Origin of the sequence: Oceaniferula marina (assembly GCF_013391475.1) — a bacterium.
In the GTDB taxonomy this organism is placed as follows: Bacteria; Verrucomicrobiota; Verrucomicrobiia; order Verrucomicrobiales; family Akkermansiaceae; genus Oceaniferula; species Oceaniferula marina.
This window is the reverse complement of sequence record NZ_JACBAZ010000013.1, coordinates 46,002-63,270: the sequence shown is the minus strand read 5'-3', so window position 1 is coordinate 63,270 and position 17,269 is coordinate 46,002. Positions and strand designations below refer to the sequence as shown.

General features: G+C 54.6%; 12 protein-coding genes. 6 read left to right on the top strand and 6 right to left on the bottom strand.

Features of this window, described 5'->3' with window-relative positions:
- Positions 1 to 163: 163 nt before the first annotated feature.
- The 5 genes from HW115_RS18075 to mnmA all read right to left on the bottom strand — a co-directional run bounded on the left by HW115_RS18075 (position 164) and on the right by mnmA (position 6,830).
- The gene (locus tag HW115_RS18075) at positions 164 to 1,030 is read right to left on the bottom strand and encodes a 3-keto-disaccharide hydrolase (RefSeq protein ID WP_178934717.1); all 867 of its coding nucleotides are present in this window, start codon (positions 1,028 to 1,030) and stop codon (positions 164 to 166) included.
- 264 nt (positions 1,031 to 1,294) lie between these two features.
- The gene (locus tag HW115_RS18070) at positions 1,295 to 2,479 is read right to left on the bottom strand and encodes a vWA domain-containing protein (RefSeq protein ID WP_178934715.1); all 1,185 of its coding nucleotides are present in this window, start codon (positions 2,477 to 2,479) and stop codon (positions 1,295 to 1,297) included.
- Positions 2,480 to 2,559: 80 nt separating this feature from the next.
- Positions 2,560 to 4,839: a VIT domain-containing protein gene (locus tag HW115_RS18065; RefSeq protein ID WP_178934713.1), complete on the bottom strand. Its 2,280-nt coding sequence runs from the start codon at positions 4,837 to 4,839 to the stop codon at positions 2,560 to 2,562.
- 41 nt (positions 4,840 to 4,880) lie between these two features.
- A complete protein-coding gene (gene gluQRS, locus HW115_RS18060) occupies positions 4,881 to 5,732 on the bottom strand; it encodes a tRNA glutamyl-Q(34) synthetase GluQRS (RefSeq protein ID WP_178934711.1) in 852 nt (283 codons plus the stop codon).
- 18 nt (positions 5,733 to 5,750) lie between these two features.
- Positions 5,751 to 6,830, bottom strand: coding sequence for a tRNA 2-thiouridine(34) synthase MnmA (gene mnmA / locus HW115_RS18055; protein WP_178934709.1), 1,080 nt, complete (start codon positions 6,828 to 6,830; stop codon positions 5,751 to 5,753).
- A 110-nt stretch (positions 6,831 to 6,940) separates the two neighbouring features.
- Between mnmA and HW115_RS18050 the strand changes: the two genes are divergently transcribed.
- Both HW115_RS18050 and HW115_RS18045 read left to right on the top strand, forming a co-directional pair.
- Positions 6,941 to 7,801: a hypothetical protein gene (locus HW115_RS18050; protein ID WP_178934707.1), complete on the top strand. Its 861-nt coding sequence runs from the start codon at positions 6,941 to 6,943 to the stop codon at positions 7,799 to 7,801.
- A 73-nt stretch (positions 7,802 to 7,874) separates the two neighbouring features.
- The gene (locus tag HW115_RS18045; protein ID WP_178934705.1) at positions 7,875 to 9,101 is read left to right on the top strand and encodes an LL-diaminopimelate aminotransferase; all 1,227 of its coding nucleotides are present in this window, start codon (positions 7,875 to 7,877) and stop codon (positions 9,099 to 9,101) included.
- A 167-nt stretch (positions 9,102 to 9,268) separates the two neighbouring features.
- On the opposite strand, the gene HW115_RS18040 is transcribed toward HW115_RS18045, so the two are convergent.
- Positions 9,269 to 9,601, bottom strand: a complete 333-nt coding sequence (locus tag HW115_RS18040) for a TM2 domain-containing protein (RefSeq protein WP_178934703.1) — start codon at positions 9,599 to 9,601, stop codon at positions 9,269 to 9,271.
- Between the two features lie 93 nt (positions 9,602 to 9,694).
- On the opposite strand from HW115_RS18040, the gene HW115_RS18035 reads away from it, so the two are divergent.
- The 4 genes from HW115_RS18035 (at position 9,695) to HW115_RS18020 (ending at position 17,201) form a co-directional block, all read left to right on the top strand.
- A complete protein-coding gene (locus HW115_RS18035; RefSeq protein WP_178934701.1) occupies positions 9,695 to 10,378 on the top strand; it encodes a spermidine synthase family protein in 684 nt (227 codons plus the stop codon).
- 50 nt (positions 10,379 to 10,428) lie between these two features.
- Positions 10,429 to 11,832, top strand: coding sequence for a biotin/lipoyl-binding protein (locus HW115_RS18030; RefSeq protein WP_178934699.1), 1,404 nt, complete (start codon positions 10,429 to 10,431; stop codon positions 11,830 to 11,832).
- A 47-nt stretch (positions 11,833 to 11,879) separates the two neighbouring features.
- Positions 11,880 to 12,983: a prenyltransferase/squalene oxidase repeat-containing protein gene (locus tag HW115_RS18025; RefSeq protein WP_178934697.1), complete on the top strand. Its 1,104-nt coding sequence runs from the start codon at positions 11,880 to 11,882 to the stop codon at positions 12,981 to 12,983.
- A 63-nt stretch (positions 12,984 to 13,046) separates the two neighbouring features.
- Positions 13,047 to 17,201, top strand: coding sequence for a lamin tail domain-containing protein (locus HW115_RS18020; protein WP_227021651.1), 4,155 nt, complete (start codon positions 13,047 to 13,049; stop codon positions 17,199 to 17,201).
- The last annotated feature ends 68 nt before the right edge of the window (positions 17,202 to 17,269 follow it).

The following is a 17,269-nucleotide window of genomic DNA, read 5'->3' as shown; positions in this document are numbered from 1 at the left end:
GGGAATGAAAAGCGGTATTTCTTTGGCTTGATTTCGGCGTTTTTCCTCAGTCATGTAGCTCGCTACATTCCTTTGTCACGCCTTGAACTCAAGGCCAAACGAACACCGCCATTCCGACAAACGAACCACTCAAATGGTATGATACCACACCGATGCTACTCGGCTAATCTTCAAGTGGGCGAACCCAGATATTGCGAAATCGGACCGGATTACCATGGTCCTGCAACTTGATCGGCAAGGCATCCACGTGAGCCGCATAGTCGGATACCGAGTGAGGTCCGCGCCAGGAAGTGGCTCCACTCAGAAAAACATGATCCTGAATCAGCACCCCATTATGCAACACGGTAAATGTCGCCTTGCGCGTTACTTTGCCATCTTTGTCAAACAAGGGTCGATGAAAAATGATATCGTAGCTTTGCCACTCTCCGGGGGCAAGGCAGGCATTCACCAATGGTTTTTTTCGCCCATACAAAGCCCCAGCTTGTCCGTCCGGATAAGTTTTATTGTTATAGTTATCGAGCACCTGCACCTCATAGGTCCCCATGAGGAACACACCACTGTTGCCGCGCCCCTGACCACTCCCTTTCACATTCGATGGCGATGCCCACTCAACGTGAAGCTGACAGGACCCGAATTTCTGCTTCGTCTGGATATACCCGGCTTTTTTCACCGACTCGAGTGCTCCATCCACAAGCTTCCATTTGCTCGATCCTCCTTTGGTGTCGGTCCAGTTCTGGAGGGACTCCTCGGTGCCGTCAAACAGAACAATAGCATCGGACGGGGCCGTGCCAACTTTTCCATCACGGCTTGGCTTCCCAGGGGTCACCACCTTCGGCTGGGGCTGTTTGGTTTCATCTGTTTCGTGTACCATCACGCCATCAATGGTCATGAACTCGACGTCCTTCCCCTTCGCATTGGGTTTGGTCCACTTCTTAATCTCCGGCTTGAGCAGAGGAGTTGCCGGTTCGGCACAGCAAATACCTGTCACGGCAGACAAGAGAATCCAGATCGTCGTACATTGATAGTTCATCGTATGTTTCGTGTTTTAATTGATATGAGGACGGGCGGCGGAACCTTTGATGTAACCCGCAAGCCTGACGTCATTACCGCCATCATACGGAACGAACTCAAGGCTTTTTACAGGCATGTTATCCAGATTCATAACCCAGCAAACAAAGATAAGCATGTGTCACCCACCTTTTGAGAAACCGGTCCGTCATAAAAAAGCGGTGTGCGAAGGGGGGAATTCGCACACCGCCAGAATGGAAGCATCAAATATGGCATCAAGTATCCACTACTTGAACGAGTATCCTTTTTTCTTTGCCTGGTCACGAACCGTGCCAACCACGGCCTCATCCAGGGTCTGCTCACCTGTCTCTTCGGCCATTTCCTTGCGCTTGGCAGCAACGTAAACTTCACGCTTCTGATTCAATTCCTGAATCTGCTTCTGGATTTCAGCCCGCTCTTTCGCCATCTTGGCCACGTGCTGCTTGCGCTCCTCCACGCTCATCGACTGCATCTCCTTCGGCAGATCCTTTTTCTCCAGCTTGCTGATATCGAAGTCCTTCTGCTTGCTGGCATCCACCAAGTCCCAGTTGGCATTCCAGTAGTTGCTGCTGCCCTTCGACACCGCACGCTGGACCACGGCACCGCTGGAAGCTTTGGCCACAGCATTGTTATCCTGCACGGCTTGCTCATGCTTCTTCTCCGCACCGCGCCGACCATAGGCAATGTAGGTTTTATTCAGCGACGCGTTCAATTTCACAATCTCCGCATCCTGGGGAGCTTCAATATGAACCACCGCCCGGTTGTGATCGATCGTTAGAAATTTACCGTCGGCCAGCATCGCTCCTTGTTTCCAACCCGTGTTAATACCGGTCTGTTCATCACCGCAGTGAATCGTATTCACAATCACACCACGGGCAATCGCATCCTTGACCGCATCCTCCACCTTCACCGGACCTTGGGTGAACGGCTCATTCCCTGCAATAAACACCGCCTTGTAAACCTGACTCGAAGGATCCCATTTCAGGTCCTCGGTCGCCCTACGAATCACCGCACCACAGTATTCGGAGCCTCCATTGGTTTTCAGAGCAAACAACTGCTTGCTGATTTCATCCAAATCACGGGTCAGAGGCTGAATTTGCCGGATCCAATGCGTCTCCGCATTCAAACTATCCTTGCCATACTCGTAAAGTGCCACTTCCACATAAGGGACCTGGCCGTTTTGCTTCGCACCAATAAAGGTGTTCACCATTTTCCACAGCTGGGTTTTTGTCTGTTCGATCAGTCCGCTCATACTACCGCTGGTATCGAGCAGAATGGCAATCTGGACTTTCGCTTGGGCAGCCTCCTTTTTCTCCACTGCAGCAGGAGGAGCTTCCTTGCCAGCTTTTTCTTTGGCTAAACCTGGCACGGCAGTCAACAGGGAGGCGCACACAGCTACTCCGAGGGTCATCATGGTATTCGTTTTCATCATTTTGATATTATTAATGTTAGAACTTGAGGGTCTTCGATTCATGGAGCTTGCAAGTTCACCAAACACCATAATTGTTAGAACTATTTACCTGATTGAATCAGATAGGTTTGCTGGTCGATCACGACACGGATATTTTCGCCAAGTGCCAAGCAGGATTGACGTTGATCTTGAACCAATCGGCTCACCACATCGGCAAACTCCGGACTGGAGACATTCACCAACTTGGCATCAGCCGCGGCAATTTCCTTCCCTGCCAAGTCGGCATCCACCCATTCATTCCCCTTTCGGTAAAATGCCTTGTCAGCAACCTGGCGCACCTGATCCACCCGATCATCAACCAATTGGTCGTTCAGGTATCGGTTGTCACGGTTCAAATGCGTTGCGGATTTGCTACGTGCTATATTCCAGTCCTGATTGACCGAGGCCGCACCGGACCTTTTTTGCACGGCCTTATTTTGAAGTTCTGCCGATGCACGGCCCACCGCCTCGCGGTGCATATGATTGGTGAACACCATACCTTCACGCGCAAGGAAGGCCGTGTATTCCGTTAACACTCCATGCTCAGTGGAAAGCCGCACAATTTCATCCACCAACTCGCGCACCTTGGGATCGTTCATATCCACGGGGGATCCGTTACCAGCTCCAAGATCGCGCAGGGCCTCAGTCAACAGCGCTATCTTGCGCGTTGCCCACAACCGCGGGACATGGGCATTCCCCCGATTCGCTTTGTTGAGCGAGAGGTTAAAGTGATACTTTTTCTCACCGCCGCTATCCTTACCCGTCAACCGAAAGCGCAGGTTTTTCTTTCCACGGTAACGCCCTAACACAACCAATTGCTCCCCATCAAACATATCCGGGAGTCGCGATGGAAGCACATCACTCACCATGGCAACCTTCTTCTCTTTCTTCTTTCTCTCATGGGGAACCGTAAGCACCGGGTCGCTGAGCGCCGGACCGGAAAGCCTGCGAAACACTCTAGCGACTTTGACTTCCACATCCTCTTTCGGCAACACATAGGATGCCCTTGCCCGACTGTCATCCGCAAGGCGCGAAAGCAAGGGAGTATTCACATCCACCCCGACGCCAAAGGTAAAAATACGTCGTCCATGCCGGTTAGCGGCAGCCACCCCGTCTCTGATTTTTTTCTCATGGGTCTGGCCTATCGTGGGCACCCCGTCGGTAAGAAACAAGACAATGGGCAAGGAGCCAGGGCTTACATCCTGTTGCACCGCCCGCATCAAGGCATCATGAATATTGGTCCCTCCACTCACCCGAACGCCACTCAGATAATCACGGGCATCCAGCAGGCTTTGCGCTGTTTTTTTCACCGGAAGATCAGCAAAGGATTCCACCGCTTCATTATAAACCAGAATGTTAAAAAACTCCCCGTCATCCAGCCCCTCGATCACCTGACTCGCGGCCTTTAATGCCTGATCCATCTTACCTCCCGCCATACTCCCGGATTTGTCAATCACCAGCGTGAGCTCACGCTTCACTGCAGTCTCTTCCTTCAGCTCAGGAGGTGATAGCAAGAGGAGAAAATACCCACCATCCTCCTTGCCCCCCGGCCCCACCTTGTTCGACGGATAAGCCATCAATGAGGCCGTGACATGATCCTTCTTCCGTCGGGTAGCCGACAACATCAAGTTCCCAGGCTGCATCTTCCCCCGGTTCGTTAGAACCATCCTCTTGGGGCCTTTTCGTTGTTCCAACAAATCATGACTCGGAGAATACACCCCGGCCAATCCGCCGGGTAAGGTCCAGTCGATTTGAACCGACCACGGGACTGCATACTGAGGTGATTCCGTCCGCAGCAAGGTGTAATCCACCCGCTCACCATCCACCTCCAACATTTCCTCATACACCAAACGGATGCAGCTGCTGCCCCCTGCCGGAACCGGAAAAACCGAAGACTTCACCATACCATTCCCGGCAAATTCCAACAACGCGGGGTCGAGTGAACGGCGCACAATTTCATCGTAAATTCTGCGAGCCTCCTCTCGTGGAATCAATTTGGCAGGAAACTTGCCATGGGCACCCTCCATGCCAAACTCCCGGATGGTGGCCGATACGCCAACTGGAATCATGACCACCGCCTCCTGTTGACGGTGACCTGGGTTGTGTAAGTCCATGGTCATCACCGTGGTTGCCAAACGGCCCACGATCGTCGCCTTGACATCAACCGAGCGGACAACGACCGGTTGGCTGTGACGCGGCAACGGGTGCGGTGTAGGGCGGACATGAGGCAACACTGGTGGATGCCAGTGACGGTGACGGACCGGATGGGCCATCAGTTTCGAACCAACAGCTCCGGCAATCACCGTGCCTCCAAATATTCTGACAATTTCTCTACGTTTCATCGGATCATCTTACTTTGATGATCCGAAGGTAGTCCGCTTTCTCAATCCTGTGTGTAAAGGAGATGTAAAGCTATCTCCTGCAGCACCTCTTCCGGTGTTTTCCCCTGCTCCCGCAGATGGCGGACGCTCAAAGCCTCATCCCTCTTCGCGAGACGTTTGCCTTCTTCATCACAAATAAGCCGGTGATGATGATACCGGGGAACCGGCAAGTCCAATAACGACTGCAACGCCCGGTGCACATGGGTCGAGGCCAGCAAGTCTTCCCCCCGGGTGACATCCGTCACTTCCTGGGCAGCGTCATCCACCACCACCGCCAGATGATAGGACGTCGCGATGTCCTTACGTGCCAAAACCACATCTCCGAGAAGCGACAAATCCATCTCGATGCTTCCGTGTAAGACATCTTCAAAAAACAAAGGGCCTAGATCATCACTCACTTTTGCGGCATCCAGCCTCCAACAATGCGAATCACCTCTGGCCAGTCGTTGCTCACGCTCCGACGAGGAAAGTGACTTACAGATCCCAGGGTAAAGTGGCCCCTCAGGGCCATGGGGAGCATGAGCCATCGCGGCCATTTCCTCCTGAATCTCGCGTCGGGTACAAAAGCAAGGATACACCACACCGAGCGATTTCAATCGCTGCAAGGCATCGGTATAAGCATCCAAGCGATCCACCTGCCGAAGCGCAGATCCTTGCCAGGAAAATCCTAACCACACCAGATCTTCTTCGATCATCGCGTAGTATTTCTCACGCACCCGGGTGGTGTCAATGTCTTCAAAACGCAGCAAAAACGAACCGCCGTGCTCGCGAGCCAAGTCGAATGCAAACTTGGCGGCATAGACATGCCCGAGGTGCAAAAGACCGGTGGGGGATGGAGCAAAGCGCGTTTTCATTCTGCCAATCTCAGAGCCCTAGGATAAGCGTTCAAACACCCCGCCACCCAGCAAGGTGCCGCCCTCGTAAAAAGCACAGATTTGCCCGGCGGTCACCGCCCGTTGGGGCCGCACAAACTCGACATCCAGCTTACCGTCATCCCGGGGAGTCACCATCACCGGCTCACTCTTCGCCCGGTAACGCGGCTGGGCCTCGATCTTACGCGGCGATGTCACCGCTTTGTTGACCCATGACACAGTGCCAACAACGCAGCTCTTGGTATAGAGCCCCGGTGTGTCCTGCTGATCCCAGCCGACAATGAGCTGATTGTTTTCGGCGTCCTTACCGACCACCACATAGGCCATTCCCTCACGCGGAGAGGCCACGCCGTGACCTTTCCGCTGGCCCAGGGTGTAGAGGTGCAGCCCCTTGTGCCGTCCCAGCACCTTGCCATCGAGATCGACAATCTCACCCGGGCTATCCGGCACATAATGGCGAAGAAAATCGCTCATCTTGACATTGCCGATAAAACAAATCCCCTGGCTGTCTTTTTTCCCTGCCACCGGCAAATCGAAGCGCCGGGCGACATCGCGCACTTCTGGCTTGAGCATTTCCCCACACGGGAATCGGGCGTGCCAGGCCTGACGTTGCTCCATCAACGACAAAAAATAACTCTGGTCCTTATTCGGGTCCGCACCACGCAAAATATCCGCCGTGCCGTCAGCCCGCTCCCGCCTCCGGGCATAATGCCCCGTGCCCACCGCCTCAAAGCCCTGCGACAAGGCATAATCGAGAAACACACCAAATTTCATCTCGCGGTTACAATACACGTCCGGATTCGGCGTAATCCCACTGCGGTATCCCTCAAGCATATAATCGACGATACGCCCACGATACTGGTCAATTAAATCCACCACCCGGAATTCGATACCCAGCTTCTTGGCCACGGCATGAGCATCCTCCACATCCTGCTCCCATGGGCACTCACCGGCAATCTCATCTTCGTTGATCCAGTTTTTCATGTATCCCCCGGCTACCTCATGCCCTTGCTCAAGCAACAACGCAGCTGCAACAGCGGAATCCACCCCCCCGGAAAGGCCAACAAGAATCTTCGACATGCCGAACTCATAAGCCCGAACACTCAAATGCCAACCCCGAATTTTCACGCTGACCCAATAATTCCTGAAAAATCCTGTGAATTTCTCAAAAAAAAGCATAACTCCCCTGCATGTCCAATTCCCAGCCGACCGGCACTGAGCCTCAAGCACTTGACGATCAGGATCAGCAGCCAGAAAACGATCCGACCAAGGGAAAATTTTCCCCCTTTGCCGGCTGCTCGATCTTTATCATCGCCGGGACCATCGCCCTAGGCATGGTGACCTTCCTGATCTGGTCCTACTTCCAGACCCGGGACATGGTGGAGTCCTTCACGGATGAAAAACCAAAATCCATCGAGATGGTTGACACCTCAGGCAGGGAAAGCGAACAGGTCGAACTCAAAAGCAAGCTGGTCGGATTCCGCCACAACGTCGAAGCCCGACACCAAGCCGAGATGCGCCTCACCGCCGAAGAGATGAACCTCGCCATCGCCACCTTTGAAATCCTGAAACCACACCAAGGAAAACTCTACATCCGCGAAATCACCGAGTCGGGCATCATCGCCGATATTTCATTTCCAACCAAATCGCGCATGCGCAGTGATGAAAATCGCTACATCAATGCCACCCTGACTATTCAGCCCGAACTCGTCGACGGTGCCCCATTCCCCAAAATCACCGCAATCCAATCCGATAACGCCGGTGAGGTTCACGAACAATTCAAACAATTCATCTCCGAGACCCTACTCAAACCGGTCTACGACGACCCCGAAATCGGACCGGTTTTTCAAGGTCTCTCGGGCGTTGAGATCAATGAGGCATGTGTCTTGCTCAAAACCGACCCCGGTTATCAGGCACCCGCAAGCCAACCGGAAGAAAGCACCGAACTCATCATCGACCGACTACTGAAAGGCTTTGCCATCATCGCCGTAGTTTTTCTTGCCATTACCACTACAATCATCATCCTTGCCCGCCGTAAAACCAAGCGCTAAGGCACGCTCCATTTATTACCAATCACAAATCACAAATCACAAATTTCCATCACCCATCACCCATTTTAATCCCATGACCATCAACGAAAACTTCCTCAAGCTGAAAGCCGGGTATCTCTTCCCGGAAATCGCCCGCCGCGTCAACAACTGGACTGAAGCCAACCCGGACAAAACCGGCGACCTCATCCGCTGTGGCATCGGTGACGTTACCGAACCCCTGCCCCAGGCCGTGCGTGACGCCATGAAAACGGCCGTCGACGAACAAGGGGTCGCTGAAACCTTCCACGGCTACGGCCCGGAACAAGGCTATGGCTTCCTGCGCGATGCCATCATCGAAAACCAGTTCGCAGGGCTCAATATTTCCGCCGATGAGGTGTTTGTCTCGGACGGATCCAAGTGCGACACAGGCAACATCCTCGACATCTTCGGCCCAGGCAACAAAATCGCCATCACCGACCCCGTCTACCCGGTTTACGTCGACACCAACGTCATGGCCGGCAACACCGGTGAAGCCGATGAAAATGGAGCCTACGACGGGCTTGTCTACCTCCCCTGCACCGCCGACAACCAGTTCACCCCGGCCATTCCAGAAGAAAAAGTCGACCTCATCTACCTCTGCTACCCAAATAACCCGACCGGAACCACTGCCACCAAAGAGCAACTTCAAGCCTGGGTCGATTACGCCAAGGAAAACGGCTCGATCATTCTCTTCGATGCAGCCTACGAAGCCTTCATCCAGGATCCGGCCATCCCTCACTCGATCTTTGAGATCGAAGGCGCTCACGACTGTGCCATCGAATTCCGCTCCTTTTCCAAAAACGGAGGATTCACCGGCGTGCGCTGCGGCTACACCGTCATCCCGAAATCCCTCACCGTAACCAGCTCGACCGGCGAAGAGGTCAGCTTACACGCACTCTGGAACCGACGCCAGTCGACCAAGTTCAACGGTGCTTCCTATCCCGTCCAACGCGGAGCCGCCGCCGTCTTCTCACCGGAAGGCAAGGCCCAGGTTTCCGCCCTGATCGAACACTACATGGGCAACGCGGCCTTGCTGCTGAAAACCTGTCAGGAAATCGGACTCAAAACCTTCGGCGGCGAAAACGCGCCTTACGTCTGGGTTCAGTGCCCGGAAGGCGTCGACTCCTGGGGAATGTTCGACAAAATGCTCGAAGAAGCCCAGGTCGTGATCACCCCGGGGTCTGGCTTCGGAGCAGCCGGTGAAGGCTACTTCCGCATCTCATCCTTCAACACCCGCGAAAATGTCGAGGAAGTGTGCCGCCGCCTCACCGCACTGGCCTAAATCTGAAAGCCGTCAGACGGTTTTCAGGGGGTGACGATTACAGTTTCACGTATTGGGCTCCTCATCGCCCCCCTTTCAATCATTAAAAACAAGCACCCCGCCTGAATCAACAAGCGGGGTGCTCTGTTTATGAAACAACCAACCAAAAAAAAGATTGAGCCCGTGGCCTAGAACCAGGGCTTTTGATTTGTAATATAGGTATTCACAAATTCCTCATCGGATTTAGTGATGTACATGATTCCTTCAATCAGCCCAATAATTCCCATTACCGGACTTGCGAAACCACAACTCACCAACGAAATCACCAGCATAATGATGCCTTCCTTTTGGTATCCCAAAACAAATTTGTGGATTCCAAGACTACCCAATATAATACCGAGAACTCCCGCCAGGATCTTTTTATCCGCTCCGGGAACCGGACCTTGAGGTGCGGCAGGCGGAGGTGACTGGGGCGCCGTCGGTTCAACAGCTTGTGATTGTTCTTGAGGTTCTTCTGACATAGCATACGAACCCTAGCACATCACCGAGGCCTCTATCAAGACAAAGTTCCAAAAATAACAGAAACGACCTAACTTTTCTTTTCCCACATCCTCATGAAACCTTACAAGCACATCGCAAAAACCACGACTCCCGAAGGCGAATCCCTCGAACTCATCGAACACGACGGCACCTTTATGATCTGCTCACAGGGGGAACAGCTGATGACCAGCTTTTCCCACGGATCCGAGGAAACGCTCGCCGAACTGGCATGCAGTCCCTTTGCTCCGGTCAAACAGCCGAAATTCCTCATCGGCGGACTTGGCATGGGATACACTCTGGCAGCCGCCAGCCGGACGATCCACAAGCAACGGGCCCGCTTTGTCGTCGCCGAGCTCACCTCCGCCATCGTCGATTGGAACCGCACCCACCTGTCCAGCCTCAATCCAGGCCTACTCGACGACCCGAGAATCGACATCCAAATCAAGCCGGTTCAGAAGTTGATCCGCCAAGCCCATGCCGAGTACCACGCCATTTTACTCGATGTTGACAACGGACCCTCGGCCTTCCACGGCAAGAACAACGACAGTCTCTACACCTTAAAAGGCCTGCGTGAAATTCAACACGCATTGAAAGGAGGCGGCCTGCTCGCCGTATGGTCAGCACGCAGCGATAAAGCTTTCACCAGAACACTGCGTAAAGCCGGATTCGACGCCCACGAACACGCGGTCGCCGCAGCCCACAAGGGAAGCAAACGCCGAACCCACACAATTTGGATTGCTCGAAAAAAATCCTATTAACCGCGACGCTTCTACTCCGACTCCCATCCATTCCGACCTTCCGACCTTCCATGAAACACACCCTACTTACCTGCGCCATCCTCCTTCCCGCCCTCAGCCTGATTTCCCGCGCTGACGACTTCACGGTTGAAGAAAAAACCTTCCAGATCGACACCGAGCTGCAAGCGACCTTTCTTCCCTCTCAAAGCCTGGCCATCCGGATTCAACCCGATGCTTGGACAGACTTCTCCATCACCAGCTTGGTCATGCAAGGCAGCGTGGTCAAAAAAGGAGATGTCCTGATCGGCATCGACAGCGAAAATCTCGACAAGCACATCGCCAAAGTGGAAAAACAACGGAAATCCGCTGAACTGACACTTGCCCAGGCGAAACACGAATTGGCACAACTCGAAATCAACACGCCAAGGAAACTCGAAGATGCGGCCCGCCTCGAAAAGGAACTGGCCGAAAACCTGAAATGGTACACTGAAATCGGCCACCCAAAAGACATCGCCGATGCCAAGTATTCCGTCAAAAAGTCCGAGCAAGCACTTTCCTACATTAAAGAGGAACTCAAGCAGCTCCTCATTATGTATAAGGAGGATGACAAAATTGAAGAAACCGAGGAAATCATCCTGACCCGCACCCAGAATGCAGTGGAGGCTTCGGAAATCGCCCTGAAAAAGGCAAAAATTGACTCCGAAAAGGCACTCAGCACCGTCATCCCACGCCGACTGCTCTCGAGCCAGCTTGCATTAAAAAATGCCCAGATTGCCAACGCCTCGGCAAAAGCACAGCTTCCACGCGAACTCGAGCTCAAGCGACTCGCCGTCGCCAAAGCCGAGCGTGATGATGAACAAGCCAAAGAGAACCTGGCCAAACTCAAAGCGGACCGGGCAATGATGAACATCGTGGCCCCAGCTGACGGTTCCATCTACTATGGCAGCATCGAACAAGGCCACTGGTCTCCCGAAGCCGCTGCTAAGATCCTCAAAATAGGTGGAAAACTTCCTGCCAAAACCACCGTGATGACCTTCATCCCGGCAGACAGCCCACTCCAGCTCTCCGCATTCGCCGGAGCCAACCAACTTCAGGCACTGCATGCCAAACCAAGTGGCACCGCCATCAGCGAAAGCAACCGCTATCAAACCATCCCCGTCAAACTCAGCCAGGTTGCCAGTCGTCCACAAACCAACGGTAAGTTCCTCGTCACCTTGGAACCATCCCTGCCAGATGGCTCACTCGCCGTGCCCGGAATGAAAGCCACCGTCAAACTGAGCAGTTCAAAAATCGACAAGGCCCTGAAAGTCCCCTGCGACTACATCAGCCAGGAAGCCGATGGCAGCTTCAGCGTGCAAGTCAAACTGGCCGACGGAAAAACCGCCTCTCGCACCGTTAGCATTGGTGCCTCAAGCAGTAGCTGGGCGGTCATTACCAAGGGACTGGAAAAAGGACAGGTCATCGTCAAGAAGTAGGCGGGCATCTTCCCTTCCCTCGAAAAAATATCACACGCCTCACCGGTATGCTGCGCACCTTTGCCATCCTCGTCCTGCTTGGATCCAGCCTCATGGCCAATCCGGATCTCGAATCCGCCATGACCAAAGGCGTCGATTTCCTGGTCGGCCATCAGAACAAGGACGGCTCATGGGGTGGTCCGACGCGCACCAAGGGACTGAACATTTTCGCTCCCTTGCCAGACGGCCACCAGGCGTTTCATACCGCGAGCTCGGCACTCGCCCTGCACGGGCTGCTCGAATCCCGTGACCAACGGCCCGACACCCTGAAGTCCATTGCCCGAGGTGAACAATGGCTGCTCGAAGTGCTGCCAAAAACACGCAGCATCAACCCGAAAGCCACCTACAATATCTGGGCTCACGCCTATGGCCTAAGGGCACTGGCCTCCCTCTACCGCTACCACGACGACCCGGAAAAACGAAAGGTCTACAAAGAGCAGGCCCTCACCCAGATCGCCAAGCTCAAGCGCTACGAAGATATCAACGGCGGGTTTGGCTACCTGGATTTCAAACAAAATACTGTGCGGCCGTCCGGTATGCCCACCAGCTTCACCACGGCAACCGCCTTGCTCGGCATGCACGATGCCGCCAGCACGATGGACCTGGAGCTACCACCACGGCTGATCAAAACCTGCATTCGCTGCATCCAGGAACAACGCAATGCCGACTTCACTTACGTCTACGCCCGCGAACACCGACGCCGCCCACGCCTGCCAATCAACCGCGCCGCTGGATCACTCGGCCGCTCCCAGGTCTGCAATGCCGCCCTGCGCAAGTTCGATGACACCGCCGTCACCGACGACGTCATCCGCACCTTCCTGCAACGACTGGTCGACCGCCAAGGCTGGCTCGATCACGGCCGCAAACGCCCGGTTCCACATGAGGCTCCGGCTGCTGTCGCCGGCTATTTTTACTACTACGGCCACTATTACGCCAGCGAATGCATCCACATCCTACCCAAAGAAGAGCAAGGCCCGTGGAAGGAAAAGCTGGCAGCCATCCTGATCCCGAAACAGGAGAAAAACGGCTCCTGGTGGGACTACCCCTTGTATAATTACCACTACGCCTACGGCACCGGCTACATGCTGTCGACTCTGGCACGCTGCCGCTAAGCCGACACCCTGTATAACCCACTGGTTTTCACGGGTTTACATTTTCCATTTTGCCCCTAATCTATGCGCATGCCGTCCGGCTTCGCACCCTTCTGGATCCTATCCTCGCTGTCCACCTTATGCCTGCTCCTTCAAGGAACAGTGCAAGGGAATGTGGTGATCAATGAAATTCACTACGATCCGGAGCCAAATACCGAAGCCGTCGAGTTTATCGAGCTTTACAACAACGGTAGCGAAAGCGTGGATCTCAGCCATTGGCAATTCACCGACGGCGTCCGTTACAGCCTGCCGGAATCAACCAGCCTCGCCCCCGGAGCCTACCTGATCATTGCCGAAAACCCCCATGCTATCCTCACCAAATTCGGAGTCAGCGCACTCGGGCCATGGACAGGAAAATTAAGCAACGAGGGGGAAACCATCACCTTGAAAAACCCACTCGGGGAAACCATCGACACCGTCGATTACGGCGTTGGCTTCCCATGGCCGCTGGGAGCCAGAGGCACCGGTTCCTCGATGGAGTTGATCCATCCCTCACTCGATAACGACCTCGGTGGCAGCTGGCGGGCATCCGGCGAGCCATCGGTCTGTGCAGGCAGCGGTGCCAGTAGCACCTTCATCTCGAAGGAATCCATCCAGTGGAGATACCACAAGGGAACATCCGACCCGAGCGACGATGACGGAGGTCTCAATTGGTGGCAGGACTTCGGCTTTGTGGAAAATAGCGACTGGGCGACAGCCACGGCACCGATGGGTTACGGAGAAAGCCATCTGAACACTTTCATCTCAGATATGTATGGCAACTACAGCACCCTGTTCCTGCGCAAAACCTTCACCGTCGGTGATGCTTCAGCCATCGAGCAACTCCAGCTCAGCCTCCGCTACGATGACGGCATCAAAATTTGGATCAACGGCAGCCCGGTCTACCAGAACCTCGCACCGGGAGAAGCGGCAAACCCGTCACCACACACGGCCACAGCCACAGACAGCCGCTCGGAATCAGATGGTGCCATTTACATCAGCCAGATTCTCGAAACTCCGGAAGATTATCTGGTCGACGGCAACAATCTGATTGCCGTTCAGATGTTTAATCAACGCCTGACCAGCGGTGATTGCCACTTTGACTTGGAGCTCAGCGAAGTCGCAAACTCAGGATCAGGGGGGGACAGCAGCCCGTCACCCATGGCGCAGAATCATTCGTATTCCAGCAAAGCGGCACCTCAGGTCCGTCAAGTGCAACACCTGCCGGAACAACCCGCAGCAGGCGAAGCCGTCGTCATCAGCGCCAAATGCACCGACCCCAACGGTATCCAATCCGTCGAACTTGCCTATCAAATTGTCGACCCCGGAACTTACATCCGTCGCTCGGATGCTGACTATGAAGACGCCTCCGAATGGATCAAACTCAACATGGTGGACACCGGCAACCAGGGAGATCTCGCCGCCGGAGATGCCATCTACAGTGTCACCATCCCGGGAAGCGTACAAGTTCACCGCCGCCTGATCCGATACCGTATTACGGTAACCGACACACTGAACCACTGCATGCGCCTCCCCTACGGCGATGACACCCAAGCCAATTTTGCCTATTTTTGTTACAACGGTCTGCCGTCTTGGTCGGGGAAAATCGACAGTGGCTCGGCTCAGGTCACCTACAGCAGCGCCGAGCTTGGCCGCCTGCCGGTCTACCACCTCATAGCCAACAACACCGACATCGAAAACAGTCAGTGGAATGGCAGCTACAACGAACAATACTTCGAGGGCACTCTGGTCTACGATGGAAAAGTTTACGACCACATCAAGTTCCGCAACAAGGGCTCCGGATCAACCTACCGAATGGGACATAACAAATGGAAACTCAATTTCAACCGCGGGCATCGCTTCCAAGCAAAAGATGACTACGGCAAAAAAATGGCCGCGGAGTGGGACAAATTCAGCATCCAGACCGGTGAGTCACCGTGGTGGCGCAACGACCGCTACCCGATGAGCGGCATGCTCTTTCAGGAAAGCCTGATGAGCAAAGTCAACAACCTGGCGGGTGCCCATGCCACCAAAATGTTCCACTTCCATTTCCGGGTCATCGATGACGCCTCCGAATCCAGCCCCAGCAGCCAATACGACGGAGATTTCTGGGGAATCTACACCGCCCAACAACACCCGGACCGTAGTTTTTTCGAACAACACGACCTTCCGACAGGCAACCTCTACAAACTAAATGTTTCTGGCAGCACCAACGGCGCCACCGCCTCCAAGTGGTACCAGGACGGCTCTCAGGTTGATGATGCTTCCGACCTCAGCGCCTTCATCACTGGCTACAAATCCACCAACAGCGCCCAGTGGTGGGCCGACAACCTCGAGCTCCCTGTCTACTACACATGGAACACGCTGAACCTAGCCCTCAATAACTCGGACCTGCGCAAAGAGCAAAATGTCATCTACTGGCACAACTCGGAAACCGACCGCTGGCACCCATCGATATGGGACGTTGACCTCCTGTTTGAAGATGCACAGCACCACAACCGTGACCCCTACGCGTGGTGGGAAGACCTGCACCGATCGCTCGATCACCCCGAGTATTTCATCGCCTACCAAAACCGTGTCCGTGAACTTCAGGATCTGCTTCTCTGGAATGGCCAATACGACCGCAGTGTCGATGAAATCGTCACTCTCCTCAGTGGCAGCTCCAGCGGAACCACCACCAACACCCTGGTCGATGCCAATCAGGCGATGTGGAACCAGCACCCGAGAAAGCGCTATCAAGGGAACTGGTATCGCATCGAGGGAAGCAGCTACTGGAATGGCTTCGCCGATATGGCCAACTACATGAGGGATTTCCCTAAACCGGGGTCCTTTGGGGGAGATCAGCTCGAATCCAAATCCCAGGCCAATGCCGACAGCTCGATCCCAGGCACACCAAGTATCAGCTACCATGGCACCCCCGGCCACCCAACATCCAATATCACCCTCGAAAGCTCCTCCTTTCAAAGCAATGGTGGACAAGTTGCTCAAATCCAATGGAGGGTCGGCGAGATCTATGACCCGAACCTAAGCCACTACACTCCAGGCGACCCATGGAAGTATGAAATCACCCCCGTCTGGGAAAGTGGTTCCGCCGCTTGGGACGGAAATACCCGGCAAATCCAAGTGCCCCCGTCCCAGCTCAAAGTCGGAAAAACCTACCGGGCACGAGTCAGGCACCAGGACCAAACCGGGCGCTGGAGCCGTTGGTCGGCTCCACTCGAATTCACCAGCACCGCCCCGGACATCTCGCTGTTCCGCAACACTCTGGTTGTCAGTGAAATTCATTACCACCCACTCGGCCCAACCACTCCGGGTGAACTCGGAGCTTCCCTGGATCCCAGCGACTTTGAGTTTATCGAACTAATGAATGTTGGCTCCCAGCCACTGGATCTCAACGCCGTGCGGATCGCCGACGGCATTAGCTTCGACTTTACCGGAGCCGACATCACCACCTTGGAGCCCGGAGCCCGGGTACTGGTGGTGAAAGACAAGGCAGCCTTCGAAAGCCGCTACGGAACCGGACAACCCATCGCCGGAGAGTTCGATAAAAGCCTCTCCAATGGAGGAGAAACACTGCGCCTGTCCTACGGTGACGGCAACAGCGCCGGCAACCTGATCCGTGAGTTCACCTACGATGACATCTCACCATGGCCCGAAGCGGCCGATGGCACCGGAGCCAGCCTGGTCCTGCAAGATCCATGGTCGCTCCCCGACCACAACATCGCCAGCAACTGGCGCGCCAGCCACAGCAATCACGGCCAGCCGGGCGTGGTCGATAGCTGGAATTTCCAAGCATGGCTACGCTCACACGGCATCCCGGATGCCGGAGCCAACGATGATCCCGATCTCGACGGCCTCCCCCACCTGGCAGAATACTTCCTCGGAACCCACCCGCTGGAGGCCTCAATGGACCAAGCCCCCAAAAGTGCCTTCCGCGACCTGAGCATCAGCGAAACAAACGAGACCTACTTCACTCTCGGATTCCAGCGAAACATGAATGCCGATGACCTGAGCTTCACCGTGCAGGAATCCGGCAACCTGATCGATTGGAACACATCCGGCACCCCCCTTGAGATTGAACGCACGCCCCTGACCCCTCCTCTGGAAAGTCTTCACTACCGCAGCGCCTTACCAAGCGAAGATTACCCAGACGGCAAACTCTTCATGCGACTGGAAATCCGCGAGCTGCCGGAATCGTAACTCCCCTCTGGAATTGTTCATTGACGCACATGATGATCAACCTAGACTAAACCTGATTTTTCCATAAC